Genomic DNA, 14,294 nt, shown 5'->3' with positions numbered 1-14,294 from the left:
GGAGAGGAGCGATGCTCACCTTGAACCTGCGGACGCGTGCAGGCGTCACACGCCGGCGGAGGTTCGCGAAGGGGTCGCCTACCCTGCGCGAGTCGCCTGTTCGAGTAGTTCGAGGATGTGCACGTAGGTGCGTCCCGTCGCCCGGGACATGCCCAGCTCGCACGTTCTGTTCGCCGATGCATAGGCTTCGAACGTCCGGGAGTTGATCTCGGATGCCTCGACTTCTGTCGCGGATGCCGTCAGTTCGGGGTGGAGCATGCCGCGATCTCCGGCAAACGCGCAGCATCCCCAGTCGATGGGTTCGTAGACGTCTTCGCTGATGGCCCGTGCGATGCCGGCCAGGTGGTCGTTCACGTTGAGTGCCGTTGTCGAACACGTGCGGTGGAGGGCGACGGAGGCCAAGGGGGTGGTCACGGCGAGTTTGCCGAGGAGATTCGTGTTCGTGAACTCCACGGAGTCGATGAATCGCAATGAGGCGTACTGCGGGCCGGCGGACCTTGCCTTTTCTGCCATCGTCTCGAGGCCTTCCGTGCAAGAGGCGGCATCGCACACGATCGGCAGCCTTCCGCCGTCGCTCGCCGCCAGGAGAGACGGGAGAACGCGCTCGGACATCGTGGCGTAGCCGTCCGTGTGGCCCTTCGACTTCCACGGCGTCCCGCAGCACATGTCGGCCACGCCTTCGGGCTCGACGATCGCGACGCCGGCCCGCCCTGCGAGCAACCGGAACGCCTCGCTGCTGCCGACACCGTCGCCGCCGGGGCCGAACATCGTGCCGATGCACGCCGCGAAGAAGACCGCCTGCGCCGCGGGGGTCTCGCCGGTCGCCGGTCGCTTGCGGCCGCCGCGAGGGAGATCGCCTGAGTAACGGGGCACCTCGTCGGCGCCGAGCAGCGCGCGGCCGACATCGGTCGCGGCGGTGATGAGCGGTGCGGGAAGAGCATCGGCGAGCGTGAGCGCGGCTCCGCCGGCGCGGGTGACCGCGCCCCAATGCTTTGCGGCGAGACTCCAGCCTGCACCGGTGAACCGGTTTGCGGTCTCTTCGCGGAGTCGCCGGACGAGGTCGCCGGTGTTGATGTCAACCGGACAGGCGACCGCGCACATGCCGTCGACGGCGCAGGTCTGCACGCCGTCGTAGTCGTAGTCGGCCGCGAGCTCGGACAGCAGTCCTGTGTCACCTCGGTCTTCCGCGGCTCGCATCTCCCGCCGGAGCACGATCCGCTGACGTGGCGTCAGCGTGAGATTCTTGCTCGGGCAGGTCGGTTCGCAGTATCCGCACTCGACACAGCGATCGACTTCCGGCTCGACCGAAGCGCTCGACTTCAGGTTGTGGAGGTACGAGGAAGGGTCGTCCGACAGGAGCACACCGGGATTCAGGATGCCCAGCGGGTCGAACAGGCGCTTGATCCGGCGCATGACCTCGTACAGCTCGTCACCGAACTGTCGGCGGACGAACGGCGCCATGATGCGCCCAGTCCCGTGCTCGGCCTTCAGGGTCCCCCTCTGCTCCAGGACGAGGTCGACCAGATCGGCGGTGAAGCGTTCGTAGCGTGCGACGTGGTCTGGGTCGTCGAAGCGTTCGCTGATCATGAAGTGGATGTTGCCGTCTTTGGCGTGCCCGAAGATCACCGTGTTCGTGTAGCCGTGCGCAGAGAAGAGCACATTCAGTCGCTCGCACGTCTCGAGCAGTCGTTCGACCGGGACGGCTATGTCCTCGAGCAGCGCAGTCGTGCCCGACGGGCGGGCGCCTGCCACAGCTGTATACAGGCCTTTCCGGACGTGCCAGAGCGAGGCCCGGGCTGCGGGGTCGGTGACGAATTCGAATGGCGACGTGAGTTCGAGGGTTCCGAAGAGCTCCTCGAACGCTGTGATCTTGCGGCGCAGCGCGGCCTCGTCCGTGGCATGGTGCTCGATCAGGAGGGCGGCCTGATCGACGATTCGGATCGCTGCGATCTCGGTGGGCACGTCGCTGAGCGACTGTGCGACGCGCAGTGACGTGGCATCCATCAGCTCGATCGTGGCAAGGCCGGCAGCGACGAGGTGGGGGAGCGCCGCGGTGGCCGACCGCAGATCGGGGAAGACGAGAAGGCCGGTAGCGATCGACGGTGAAACCGGCACCGTCTCGAAGGTCGCTTCGGAGACGAACCCCAGAGTTCCCTCGCTGCCGATGAGCAGGTGGGCGAGGATGTCGATCGGCCGGTCGAAGTCCAGGAGGGAGTTGAGCCCGTAGCCCATGGTGTTCTTCATGGAGTACTGGTGCCTGATCTCCGCCACCAGGTCGGGTCGGCGCAGAAGCGATTCCCGCAGCTCCCGGAGGCCGGTGTGCAGCGCGGGCTCGCGGTCGAGGAGGGTGTCGTCCGAGTCCGGGCTGCCCGTGTCGATCATGGTCCCGCTGGCCAGCGTGACGACAAGCGACCGTAAGGTGCGGTAGGTGTTCTGCTCGATGCCGCACGCCATACCGCTGGAGTTGTTCGCAATCACGCCGCCGACCGTGCACGCGATCTCGCTCGCCGGGTCGGGGCCGAGGCGTCGGTGGAAGCGGGCGAGCCGGGCGTTGACCTGACGGATCGTCAGGCCGGGTTGAACGGTCACCGACGTTCCGTCGGTGGACACGGACATCCTCTGGAACCGCTGGCGGGTGTCCAGGAGCACGGAGTCGCTCACGGCCTGTCCGCTCAGGCTCGTGCCGCCCGAGCGGAGCGTGATGGGGATCCCCTGCGCGGAGCACGCGCGGAAGACGGCGCTCACCTCCTCGGCAGACGTCGGCTGGACCACGGCCGAGGGCACGAGGAGGTAGTGGGACGCGTCATGGGCACGCGAGAACCGGTCCACGGAGCGGTCCAGAACGGAGACGCCGGCCGGCAGAGCTGCTTCGGCGAGGACAGAGGCGATACGGGAGGGCATGCTGCCGCCTATTCCTGGGTTGAGACGCAATGAGACAACGTTGTTTGATCGAGTGTTCCAACTGTTGCATAAAAGCCCAGGAATCCCAAGGCGCGGTCGGCAATCGACACTTGTGCGGACAAACAACGTTGTTTTAGCCTGTTGCGGAAGCCGGACGGACGGCCTTGACGATCGATGAGGATGGTTACGATGGTGCGACCCACACGGGCCGATGCAGGAAAGCGCCCGATCCGGGCGGGGCTGGCGACGGCGCTGATCCTCGGCGTCGCCGTGAGCGCGCTCAGCCTCCCGCCGGCGAAAGCGGCGAACGCCGCGGCGATCACGGCGGCGGGTACTCCGGTCACCTACCCGCTCGCAGGCGACGACTTCGGCGACCCGTGGGCGGTGACGGGAACCGTCACCGCCGAGGCGTCGGTTCTGCTCGCTCCGGGCGGCGTTCTCTGGGAGGGCATCCCGGTGGGCTCGGGAGATGCCCCCCAGAGCGGTGATGTGGTGCACGCTTCCGTCGACGTCACTCTCGATTCCGGCGTGACTACGCAATCCGACGTTCTCGTGCGGCTCACCGACGGCAGCTCGATCCTCGCGGAGCGGAGCGACCTGACGGGGCTCGCTCGTGGCGCCCGCGTCACTGCCGAGACGAGCTTCGTCTCGAACGGCGGGACCATCGGCGCGGGAGCCGGCGCGCTCTATCTCGAACTGCACAACGACACCTCCGCGCCCATCGAGTTCCATGCCGTGCACGCGTGGGGGATCCGCGGCGCCGGTGAGCGCGTCGACTACGCCGTCCCGAATGGCGACTTCTCCGCGGCGCCCGGAAGCGGCAACTGGTCCGGCAACGGTGCGAGCCCACTGCGCAGCGTGCTGCTGGCGCCCGGTGCGGGCATCAGCCAGTCGCTCCCCGTCGGGGCCAGCGCGAGCAGCCCCCTTCCCGGAGACACTCCCACCCTGTCGTTCCGCGCGTTCGTCTCCCCCGAAGACGCGGTCGCCCGTCCAGTCGGATCCGTCAGCTCGGGGGAGACGGCGATCGCGTCCGCCGCACTACCGTCGTCGACCTCGCGCGGCACCTGGCAGACCCTGACCAGCAGCGCGCTCGGCGCCGGAGCCGTACCGCCCGGCGCAACGACAGTGACCGTCGCTCTGACGAACACAGGCGACGCGCCGCTGCGCCTCGCCGCCGTACAAGCTACGGTGATCCGTGCCGTCAAGAACGACGACCTGAACGGCGACGGGGTCGTGAACGCGGCGGATGCCACCTGGCTGGCTGCTCAGGTCAGAGCCGGAACCACCGATCCAGCGCTCGACTACGACGGCGACGGACAGGTGACGCTCGCCGACGTCTCGTACTTCACCCGCTTCATCCTCGGCGACCGCAGCGAGGTGTACGCGAACCTGGCGCATCTCGACTTCCTCAGCGAGCACGTCACCGTCGACGGCATCCCGATGCTGATCGTGCACCTCTATTCAGCGCCTGTCGACCCTGCCGACCTCAGCCGCGGCTACACCTGGATCTCGGACCCGCAGGAGGGCATCGCCGCCCTCGACGACGTCGCGCGCGCCGCCATCGTCTGGGCCGAGCACTACCGCACCTACCGGGACGCGCACAGCTACGAGCAGCTCAAGCTCGCGCTCGCGTTCGTCATGTGGATGCAAGCCACCGACGGCGACTTCGACAACTTCGTCGACCGAGACGCCGCGGGCGCCATCTACAAGCGCGACAGCCAGTCGTCGTCGACCAGCTTCAGCTACTGGGCGGCGCGAGGCTACGAGGCCATGGCCACGGCGCTCCCGCTCATCCGGAAGAGCGACGCGGCGCTCACGGCCCAGCTGACCTCCCATCTCTCGCTGAGCCTGAAACGGCTGGGGCAGGTCGTCGCACCGATCCCCGGGGCGAAAGGCGCGTCGGCACCGGCCCTGCTCGGCGGCGACGTGTGGCTTTCGTCGATCGCGGTGTCGGCGCTCGCCGCGCACGCCCCAAGCCTGGCCGGCGCTGCCAAGGCGCGCGCCGTCGCGCTTGCGGGCCGGCTCGGGAAGGGCATCGGCACGCACCAATCCGGCGACTTCATGACCTATCCCCTCGGTGCGGTCACGAACACCGGCGGGCAGTGGGACGAATGGGGCAGCATCCAAGCAAAGGCGCTCGCGCTCGCTGGACAGCTCTCCGGCGACAAGACGCTGATCAAGAAGGCCGAGCTGGAGGCGGACAGCTACCTCTCCGACCTCCTCATCTCCGGTCGCTCGTTCTCGGTCAACCCGAACAAGTCCGGACTCCCGGCGATCAACTACGCGACGGCGTCGTACGTCGAGAACTACCTCACGCTGTACTCGGTGACCGGGCTGAAGAAGTACGCCGACCTGGCTGGGATCGCCGCCACGTGGTGGACGGGGCAGAACGCGATCGGCGTTCCGATGTTCGACCAGGCCCTCGGTCTCGCCTTCGACGGGATCACCGTCGACGGGCTCAACAACAACAGCGGAGCCGAGTCGGTGGACGAGGCGCTTCGCGCCATCCTCCGGCTCAAGCGCGTGCCAGAGGCGGCAGCGTTGATGACCTCGGCCAAGACCGTCGAGCGCGCCACGCAGACCATTCAGTTCGAGGACCTCTACCGCCAAGGCCGGCCCGCCGACGCGGCACTCGCCCTGCCGGGCGGGCAGCTCAACGATCCAGCGCAAGCGCTCGTGAGCCAGAGCGCCACCTCCGGCACGGACGAGAAGGCGATCTACGCCGACGCGCTGCCGATCACCCGATCGCAGCCCGTGTACGGCAACTGGCAGGGCACTCATGCGATCTTCGTGAAGGGCGTCGGCTACGACAACGTCCGCATCTTCGACGGCGGGTCGCTCAACATCGACGTTCCCGTGGGCGGTGCTGGACAAGCGCAGGTCGGAGACGCCCTCCGACTCAACTTCGCCGCTCTGGTTCAGTTCCAGACCACCCTGCGCGCCAGAGTGCTCGCCGTGGACGCGTCAGGGGCGCAGACGCTCCTGGCCGACGACAGCGGGTTCAGCTACAACGCCCGCACCTGGTACTCGGGCAGCGGGTCGGTGAACACCACTCCGCTGGCGACGGTCCCCGCCGGGAGCGTCTCCGTGCGAGTCGAGTTCTCGAGCACTTCGACCAACCCCAACGCCTACGAGGGGTACTCGACGGTCACGCTGGCGAACCTCTACCGCCTCGGCACTCCGGAAGTCCGCTACGGCTCGACGCGTCTCTCCGGATCGGCCTACGCGCTCGCCGAGGCGGGCTCCAGCCGCACTTTCTCGGTCGATGTGGCTTCGGCAGGCGAGTACTCGGTCTTCCTGAGCGAGGTGGGCCGGCCGAAGGCAGCATCAGCCGCGATCGCCATCGGCGGCGCCTTCCGCTCGACCGCGACGGTGCCGGCCGGCGCGGGATCGGTGTCGATCGTGAACCTCGGGCGCGCATCGCTGGCGGCCGGCGCGACCACCCTCACGGTGACCGTCCCGCCGGGAGCCGATGCCGGGCTCGACGCGCTGATCCTCTACCCCGTGCAGACGACGGCGACCTACGCTCTCCTCGATGGACGGAAGGTGACGGTGCTGAGGGATGCCTCGGACGGCACGCTGACGACCGGGACGCCTCGGCAGATCGCCGCCCGGATGGCGCCGATCCCGGACGTCGCACCGACGATCGGCGGCACGGCGGCGCCGCGGTCGGTCCTGACGGTCGACCCCGGCAGCTGGACGCCGGCCGGGGCGAGCTTCTCGTTCCGGTGGCTCCGCGACGGCCAGGAGATCCCGGGCGCTCGCGGGCGGAGCCACACCGTCACGCAGAGGGACGCAGGGCACGAGCTGAGCGTCGCTGTGACCGCGAGCGAGCGCGGACGGACGCCGGGCCACGCGGTGAGCGCTGCCGTCGTCGTCTCCGCAGCGAAGTGAGCCCGGTCAGCGCCGCGCGGACGACAGGTTCGCGCCGCACTCGTCGAGCAGATTCCGGAGGGCCAGCGCAGCCGGCTTGGGACGCCCCCAGAAGTCGACGACGGCCAGGCTCACAGCGCACGGGAACGTGTCGTGCCCCATCCACAGCATGAACCCGCCTGTTGCGGGGAAACGTCGGAGCGCACGCTCGAGAGCGATGACGAGCATCCTCGCCTGACGCTGCGCGCTCGCGTCCAACCACAGCTTGACCGGAACGTGACGGTCACGGGAGTCGAAGCCCGCGAGCCACCAGCCGGACGAGTGCGTCCAGAGCGCGCGGATCCGGTCGTCGTCCAGGCCGTCGGGCAGGAGGCCGAAAGCCTCGAGCAGGTCTGCGGCGCTGGCTCCGGCCACTCCCACCTCCGACCGGAAGAGGGCGTCGTCGGCCGCCCAGTAGGCGTCCCACTCCTCTTCGTCGCCGCCGAACTCCCACGGCCCGTGGACGTCATGGTGGAGGCCCCGGCCGAACTCGGCAGCGGAGGCCTCGAAGCGTGGACCGGACGGTGTCGTCGCCACATACCGGGCTCCAGGCGCGAGATCGGCGCACACCTCACCGGCCGCCCGAAGCGTGGGGTGCTCGATCGTCAACGGCGCACCGGGAACGGCGGGCGCCGTCACGCGGGTGAGCTCGTTGCCGCCGCACCACAGTGCGAGTGCGGGGTGATGGCCGAGCGTCGTGACGTAGTCGGCCGCGATCCGGCGGAACTCGTCCACGATCGCCGCGTCAGAGGGAGGCTCGTTGTCGAGCCCGGAGGAACTGAGCGGGAGGTCCTGCCAGACGAGCACGCCGAGCCTGTCGCACTCATCGTAGAACGCCGGGCGTTCCGCCCGTGCACCGCCCCACACCCGGATGACGTTGAATCCGAGATCGAGGTATTGCCGGACACGGGCGCGGATATCGGCGTCGCTCACGTCGGCGTGGTCAGCGCGCAGCGGGACCCAGTTGACGCCCGCGAGGAAGATCTCCCGGTCGTTGACGACGCACAGCCAGGGGTCTGCGTCGGGCGCGGCGCCGGGATTCCGGCGCCACTCCAGAGTGCGGAAGCCCACCTGGCGGCTCGTCGACTGCGTCTGGTCTCCGGCGCGGACCTCGATCAGCACGGTGTACAGGGCTTGGGCGGCGGTCGGGCGCACGTGCCACAACCGCGGCCGGGGGACGGACAGCGTGCGCAGGTCGCCCGCCGCGCCGGACTCCGACGTGACGACGGTTCCGGAACCGTCGGTCACCGAGAGCTCGACGGCCACGCCCGCGGGGAGTTCGCAGCGACGCAGATCCACTGTCACCGTTCCGTCTCCCGTGTGTTCCACAACGGCATTCACGACGACTTCGTCGAGTCGCCAGCGGGGACCCACCCGAAGCCGGATGCCGTCCGCGATGCCGATCTGCACGGTGCGAGGGGTCCAGTCCCAGCCGAAGGAGAAGCGCGGCTTCCAGTCGCGGATGCGGGAGGTCCAGCCGTTCTGGCCGAGGGCGTCTGGGACGCGGGTGAACACAATCGTGAGCAGGTCGCCGTCGCGACCGAGGCTGTCGGTGATGTCGAAGCGCTGCCGGACGAACGCGTCCGCGAACTCTCCGACGACGGTCTCCCCGATGAGGATGAACCCTTCGCCGTCCAGCATGTCGGCCTCGAGCACGATCCGCTCGTCGGTGCCCGCGATGCTCTCCCTCAGTGTCGCTGTGGGGATCGCGCGCTCGAATGTCCAGTGCCGGTTCTCGATCCACTCGGAGGCGCGCGAGTCCGTTCCGCGGTAGGCGCTCGGGGCGATGCCGGCGCGCACGAGCGCCCCGCGGACCGAGCCGGGGACCGGCGCAGGGATCGGACCGATGTCGGCGGTCGACACCTTGGCCCGCTCCGGCGTGAGGCCGAGCAGCCAATCGTTCTGACGCCATCCGCGCAGGGTCCACTCTCCCGAGAGGTCGATCGTGTCGGCAGAATCCGCGGTCACGCCACGTCCTGGCGATAGAGGTACATCTCGCGCGTCCCGGAGGGCGCGTCCCAGCCCTGCGCGAAAAGGATGTCACCGTCATAGCGGACCAGGCCGCCCCACGAGAGGGACCCGCCACGGTTCAGTGCGAGCTGCCGGAACGGGTCGTCGACGTTGTACAGGGCCTGGGCGGCCGCGAACTCGCCGGACGCGTCGCGGTAGAAGAAGTCGAGCACGATGCTGCCGGAGTCGTCGTGCCCCGTCACGGCGCAGGAGACCTCCAGCAGCGTGCCGCCGAGCCCGGACAGGTCGAGGTAGGGCTGCTCGGCGAACGACCAGTTCACGAGATCGTCCGATCGTCCGATGTACGGGCTCCCTCCGCAGCCCTCCGACAGGTACATGAGATACTGCCCGCCCACGCGGACCGCCCGCCCACTCAGGTCACGCGGGATGACGGCACCCTTGGCCCAGAGCCGCGACACCTCGTAGGGAACGGCGAGCCCGCGCTTCTCCCAGTGCACCAGGTCGGTCGAGGTTGCCACCTTCACGTCGCACCCGAGGGACGCGATCGGATAGCCGGGGGACGGGTAGCGGTCTGCCTCGGTGCTGCCCGCTGCCCGCCAGATCCCATTGTAGAAGAGGACGTACCCTTCGTCGGTGCGGTAGACCTTGGGGTCCTCGCAGCTGAGAAGCTCATCGTCCGTGGTCGGGTAGACGACGGGGTTGGCGGGTGAGTCGCTCCAGCCGCCATCGGCGGTGTATGTCGCCAGGCCGATCCTGCTGGCCGTCGACTCCTTGCGGGGGGAGGCCCGGTAGAACATGTGCAGCGCGTCGCCGTCGACGATCAGCGACGGGTTGAAGACAGAGCTCGACGTCCAGCCGATGCCCGTCGGGTCCGGCCACTGACCGTGCGGGCGGAACGTCAGCGACTCGTCGCGGGCGAACGGCCCGATCGTCCATGCGGGGCGCTGCGCGTAGTGCCGCGAGAACTGGTCTGTCGAGATCCGGTCGGTGAGCGGGTCGGAATGCTCGAGGGCGGCCTCGTAGCTGGCGCGCAGGCCTTCCGGCGAGAGTCGTTCCATCGACATCCTCCAGATGGGGTGGGTCGCTGCGACACGGTCGGGCAGCGGGGACAGGGTTGAACACTACGGACTCAGAACAACGTTGTCCAGAGCGCTTGACATTATTCTTCTGGGGACAGCAAGATAGGGGTGAAACAACGTTGTTCCGTTCTTTCCCGAAAACGGAATCCGATCCCCACCCGCCCGGGAGGCTCCGAGCGGGACGTGACAAAGGAGTTGCATCATGAAGGCAATCACGCAGAAACGCCGGGCGGTGAGACACGGCGCTGTGGCCATCGCGATCGCCGGAGCCCTCATCGCTCTCGCAGGCTGCTCGGGCACGACGTCCGCAAGCGGCGACTCGGGCGGAAAGGTCAGCGGAACCCTCAACGTCCTCGTCCCCAGCGCCGCGGGCTCCGACGCCGGCTTCAAGGCCGTCAACGCCGCGTTCCAGAAGAAGTACCCGGACGCCAAGATCGTCTTCACGACGGTCCCCACGAACAACTGGGCGTCGGTCGAGTCCTCCCGACTCTCCGCCGGCAACGTCGATGTTCTCGTCGCGAGCCCCATCGAAACCCCGTCCTATGTCCCGGCCGGTTCGGAGTCGTTCGACGCCAAGGCTGCTGACGCCGGCACGTTCGTCGATCTGTCGAACGAGAGCTTCATGAAGAACTGGACGCCGACCGTGATCGATGCCCTGAAGTACAAGGGCAAGGATTACAGCGTACCGACCGGCCTCAGTTACTACACCGGCGTGTTCTACAACAAGGACCTCTTCGCCAAGCACGGGCTTCAGGTCCCGACCACCTGGTCCGAGTTCGTCGCGCTCTCCGACAAGCTCAAGGCCGCCGGGGTGACCCCGCTCGGTATCGGCGGCAAAGACAGCTGGCCGGCGGGACTGACGATGCTCGCCGCTGTGCAGGGTGCCTACCCCACGCAGTCCGACAAAGCCGATCTCGCCGAGCAGCTCTGGAAGCAGAAGGCGAAGCTCACTGATCCCAAGCTCGTGGACATCCTCAGCAAGGTGGACACGATGTACGGCTACGCCGAGCAGAACTTCGCCGGCGTCGCGTACAGCGACGTCCCGAGCCTGTTCGCCAACGGATCGGTCGCCATGACGCCGGACGGCACGTGGAACCAGACGACGATCGACGCCGCCGTCGCCGGCAAGTTCTCGTACGGGTACTTCCCGATCCCGACGAGTGACAACGCCGCGGACAACGCGACCTTGGGCGGCAAGGTGGAGATCCGTCTGTCGGCGACCACCGCGTCGAAGAACAAGACCGCGGCCCTGGCCTACCTCGACTTCTTCTCGCAGCCGGAGAACTACAAGCTCTTCATCGCGGACGCCGGCTTCGCACCAGCACAGGCGGGCATCGCCTCGACGCCGTTCCTCGACTCGATCAAGGACTACACGAAGTCGTTCAGCCTCGCGTGGGACAACATCTGGACGGCCAACGCCAACGCCGGACCTGCGGCGAAGTTCCCGTTCAACTACGTCGGGGTCGCCCCGCTCGGAACCGGCACCCCCGAAAGCGCCGCAACAGCCGCGCAGAAGGACTGGTCGGCCGCGTTCTAGGCTGTCCCCACGCGTCCGTCCGGGAGTGTCGCCGCAGAGCCGCTCCCGGACGGACCACACGATTCGAGGATCAATGACCACCTCTTACCCGTTCGGCCGACGAGGGTCGCTGCTGACGACCTTCGGCGCGGCCCAGGCGCTGATCATCGTCTTCGCGTTCGTCCCGGCGATCGCCGTGATCGCCATCAGCTTCACCGACATCAGCGGCCTCCCGAACTTCCCCGTCAACTGGGTGGGGATCCAGAACTACATCACGTTCTTCTCCGCGGCACACCTCGGCTACAACCTCAACGCGCTCGGGAACACGCTCGTCTACGCGCTCTCGACCACGGTCATCATCAATGTCCTCGCGCTCGGGTTCGCACTGCTGTTCAACCAGCGGCTGCGCGGCACCACTTTCTACCGCGCGCTGGTGTTCATGCCGACGGTGCTCGGCGTCACCGTGATCGGACTGATCTGGTCGCTCGTCTTCAACCCGAGCGGCGGCCCGGCGGCGGCCGTCTGGAAGTTCTTCGGGGCCTCCTCGGCCTTCTTCGGCGACCCCCACCTCGCACTGACGCTCGTCATCGCCGTCCAGATCTGGTCGGGCATAGGCGTGGCGATGGTGATCTACCTCGCCGGACTCCAGGCCATCCCCGCGGATCTCTACGAGGTGGCGAGCATCGACGGCGCCACTCCGTGGCAGAAGCTGCGTCACGTCACCTTCCCGCTGCTCGCGCCGTCCGTCACCGCGAACGTGCTGCTGTCCATCATCGGGGCGCTGCAGAGCTACCAGCTCGCGTATGTGCTCACCGGCCCGAGCAACCCGGCCACACAGCTGCTCTCGCTCGCGATCTTCGCCCAGGGCTTCGGAGGCGGCGTCAGCGGCAGCCAGGGCTATGCCGCGGCCATCTCGGTCGTCCAGTTCGTGATTGTGGGGATCATCTCCCTCGCGGTCATGTGGTACCTCCGCAGAAGGGAAAGCAAGCTGTGACCGCCATCCGCACCCGGGAGGTTCCGGCACGCGACGACGACCGCGGCGTGGCCGCCGCTCCCCGCGAAACCGCCCGCCGATCCCGCCGGCCGACGGCAGGCCGGGCGATCAACTACCTCCTCGCCATCCTCGTGGCGATCCTGTACCTGTTCCCGCTGCTCTACCTCCTGAACACCGCACTCAAGGACGACGCCCAGTTCTTCGCCAACCCCAACGGGCTGGTAACCGTCCCGAACTGGGCCAACTTTCCCGATGCCTGGAACCAGGGCAACTTCGGCGCCTACATGATCAACAGCGTCATCTACGCCGGCGGCGCCGCGGTGATCGGCACCGTCGTCTCGCTCTTGATCGGATTCCCGCTCGCACGCGGATACCTGAAGCGACCCGGTGTGTGGAATGTGATGCTGGTGCTCATCCTGTTCCTGCCGAACGCGATCATCACCCAGTTCCAGCTGCTGTTGCGGACCGGGCTCTACGACACCCAGATCGGCTACGTGCTCATCATGTCGGTCGCCGTGGGTATCGGCCCCATCCTGCTGCGCGGCTACGCGAAGTCGATCCCTGTCGAGATCGACGAAGCAGCGGCGCTCGACGGCGTCGGCTACCTCCGCTATCTCACGACCTTCGTCATTCCGATGGCGCGTCCCGCGCTCGTGACGGTGTTCATCCTGCAGGCCATCAGCGTCTGGAACGAGATCATCCTTGCGACGGTGCTGCTCCCGGATCCGGACAAGGCGCCGGTCACCCTGGGGCTGTATGCCTTCCAGGGTCAGTACACGAGCCACTGGGGGCTCCTCGCGGCGGCGACGATGATCGTGGCCGGACCGCTCGTGGCCGCGTACGTCTTCCTGCAGCGCTATCTGGTCAGCGGGGTGCTGGGAGGCGCGGTCAAGGGCTGAGGCGCATGCGGCGTCAGCCCGATGTGGCCTCCTCCGAACCGCGCAGGATGAGCTCGACCGGCAGTACGGTCGTCGTCGACGGGCTCGTGTCGCCATCGATGCGCGCGAGGAGGCGCTCGGCCGCCAGACGCCCCATCTCCTCGATCCGCGGAGTCGCGACCGAGACGGCGGGCGTGCCGAGGCGTGCAGACTCGAAGTCGTCGAATCCGATCAGAGGAATGGCCGTGCCCGCGTCTCGGAACGCGAGCACCGACCCGATGCTCGCACGGTTGTTGGCCGCGAAGATCGCGTCGGGTCGCTGCTCGCGCAGCAGGCGCGAGACGATGCTCGCGGCCTCGTCGGCGCTGTGGGCCCCGGTGACGATCAGGTTCTCGTCGAACGTGATCCCCGCGTCCTCGAGCGCCAGGCGGTATCCGCGGAGGCGCTCCGACATCGTGTACAGCGCGAGCGTGTCGCCGACGAACGCTACGCGCCGGGCGCCCGTCGCGGTCAGCGCGGCGGTCGCTGCGTTGGCGCCTCCGGCGTTGTCCGCCAGGATCGTATCGCTCCAGGTGGCGTCGGCGGGACGGTCGATGACCACGAGCGGGGGGACCGGCGGCGTGACATCCGCCCACGACCGTCCGGGGTGGGCGGGCGGAACGACGATGAGCCCGTCGACCTGCTGCCCGATGAAGCGATCGACGAGGCGGTCGTGGTTCTCGCCGCTCTCTTCGGAGCTCGCGGTGATGAGGAGGTAGCCCGCAGCGGCGGCGGCCGATTCGATCGCGCGCGCGATCGTCGAGTAGTAGGGGTTGGCGAGGTCGCTGATGACCAGGCCGATCATCCGGCTCGAACGGCCGGGACGCAGGCTCGCGGCGGCGAGGTTCCTGCGATAGCCGAGGAGGGTGATCGCGTCGCGGATGCGTTTGGCGAGCTCCGGGTTGATGTTCGTCTCGCCGTTGACGTACCGGGAGACCGTCTTGAGCGCGACGCCCGCCTCCTGGGCTACGTCGTTCATCGTCGGCGGCCGGCTCATTCCGTCC

The 14,294-nt window shown here is 68.1% G+C and carries 8 protein-coding genes; 4 read left to right on the top strand and 4 right to left on the bottom strand.

The window, feature by feature from the left end; all coding sequences use genetic code 11:
* Nucleotides 1-78 precede the first annotated feature (78 nt).
* Complete coding sequence (locus KNO15_RS15290; protein WP_241704634.1) at nt 79-2,901, bottom strand: FAD-binding and (Fe-S)-binding domain-containing protein; 2,823 nt, start codon at nt 2,899-2,901, stop codon at nt 79-81.
* A 189-nt stretch (nt 2,902-3,090) separates the two neighbouring features.
* Here KNO15_RS15290 and KNO15_RS15285 point away from each other — a divergent pair, with 189 nt between their 5' ends.
* A complete protein-coding gene (locus KNO15_RS15285) occupies nt 3,091-6,795 on the top strand; it encodes a dockerin type I repeat-containing protein (protein ID WP_241704633.1) in 3,705 nt (1,234 codons plus the stop codon).
* Between the two features lie 6 nt (nt 6,796-6,801).
* On the opposite strand, the gene KNO15_RS15280 is transcribed toward KNO15_RS15285, so the two are convergent.
* Together KNO15_RS15280 and KNO15_RS15275 are read right to left on the bottom strand one after the other, a co-directional pair.
* On the bottom strand, nt 6,802-8,781 hold the full coding sequence (locus KNO15_RS15280) for a glycosyl hydrolase 2 galactose-binding domain-containing protein (protein WP_241704632.1): 1,980 nt from the start codon (nt 8,779-8,781) through the stop codon (nt 6,802-6,804).
* Nucleotides 8,778-9,842, bottom strand: coding sequence for a hypothetical protein (locus KNO15_RS15275; protein WP_241704631.1), 1,065 nt, complete (start codon nt 9,840-9,842; stop codon nt 8,778-8,780). Before KNO15_RS15275 ends, KNO15_RS15280 begins: the two co-directional genes overlap by 4 nt.
* A gap of 223 nt (nt 9,843-10,065) precedes the next feature.
* Between KNO15_RS15275 and KNO15_RS15270 the strand changes: the two genes are divergently transcribed.
* From KNO15_RS15270 to KNO15_RS23375, 3 genes are all read left to right on the top strand, one after another.
* Nucleotides 10,066-11,400: an ABC transporter substrate-binding protein gene (locus tag KNO15_RS15270; protein ID WP_241704630.1), complete on the top strand. Its 1,335-nt coding sequence runs from the start codon at nt 10,066-10,068 to the stop codon at nt 11,398-11,400.
* Between the two features lie 73 nt (nt 11,401-11,473).
* Nucleotides 11,474-12,373 carry a carbohydrate ABC transporter permease gene (locus KNO15_RS15265; protein ID WP_241704629.1) on the top strand — a complete coding sequence of 300 codons (900 nt, stop codon included), beginning with the start codon at nt 11,474-11,476 and terminating at the stop codon, nt 12,371-12,373.
* Nucleotides 12,370-13,272, top strand: coding sequence for a carbohydrate ABC transporter permease (locus KNO15_RS23375; protein WP_241704628.1), 903 nt, complete (start codon nt 12,370-12,372; stop codon nt 13,270-13,272). The genes KNO15_RS15265 and KNO15_RS23375 overlap by 4 nt, the downstream gene beginning before the upstream one ends.
* A 13-nt stretch (nt 13,273-13,285) precedes the next feature.
* On the opposite strand, the gene KNO15_RS15255 is transcribed toward KNO15_RS23375, so the two are convergent.
* Nucleotides 13,286-14,269, bottom strand: coding sequence for a LacI family DNA-binding transcriptional regulator (locus KNO15_RS15255; protein WP_241704627.1), 984 nt, complete (start codon nt 14,267-14,269; stop codon nt 13,286-13,288).
* Between the last annotated feature and the right edge of the window lie 25 nt (nt 14,270-14,294).

It is taken from the genome of Leifsonia shinshuensis, from assembly GCF_022606355.1.
Lineage (GTDB): Bacteria > Actinomycetota > Actinomycetes > Actinomycetales > Microbacteriaceae > Leifsonia > Leifsonia shinshuensis_B.
Note: the sequence above shows the minus strand (reverse complement) of the source record. Positions and strands in the feature narration are given on the sequence as shown.

Bases quoted from the DNA above. Each gene is read 5' to 3' on its own strand.
- KNO15_RS15290 (WP_241704634.1), bottom strand. From the start codon at position 2,901: ATGCCCTCCCGTATCGCCTCTGTCCTCGCCGAAGCAGCTCTGCCGGCC.
- KNO15_RS15285 (WP_241704633.1), top strand. From the start codon at position 3,091: ATGGTGCGACCCACACGGGCCGATGCAGGAAAGCGCCCGATCCGGGCG.
- KNO15_RS15275 (WP_241704631.1), bottom strand. From the start codon at position 9,842: ATGGAACGACTCTCGCCGGAAGGCCTGCGCGCCAGCTACGAGGCCGCC.
- KNO15_RS15270 (WP_241704630.1), top strand. From the start codon at position 10,066: ATGAAGGCAATCACGCAGAAACGCCGGGCGGTGAGACACGGCGCTGTG.
- KNO15_RS15265 (WP_241704629.1), top strand. From the start codon at position 11,474: ATGACCACCTCTTACCCGTTCGGCCGACGAGGGTCGCTGCTGACGACC.
- KNO15_RS15255 (WP_241704627.1), bottom strand. From the start codon at position 14,269: ATGAACGACGTAGCCCAGGAGGCGGGCGTCGCGCTCAAGACGGTCTCC.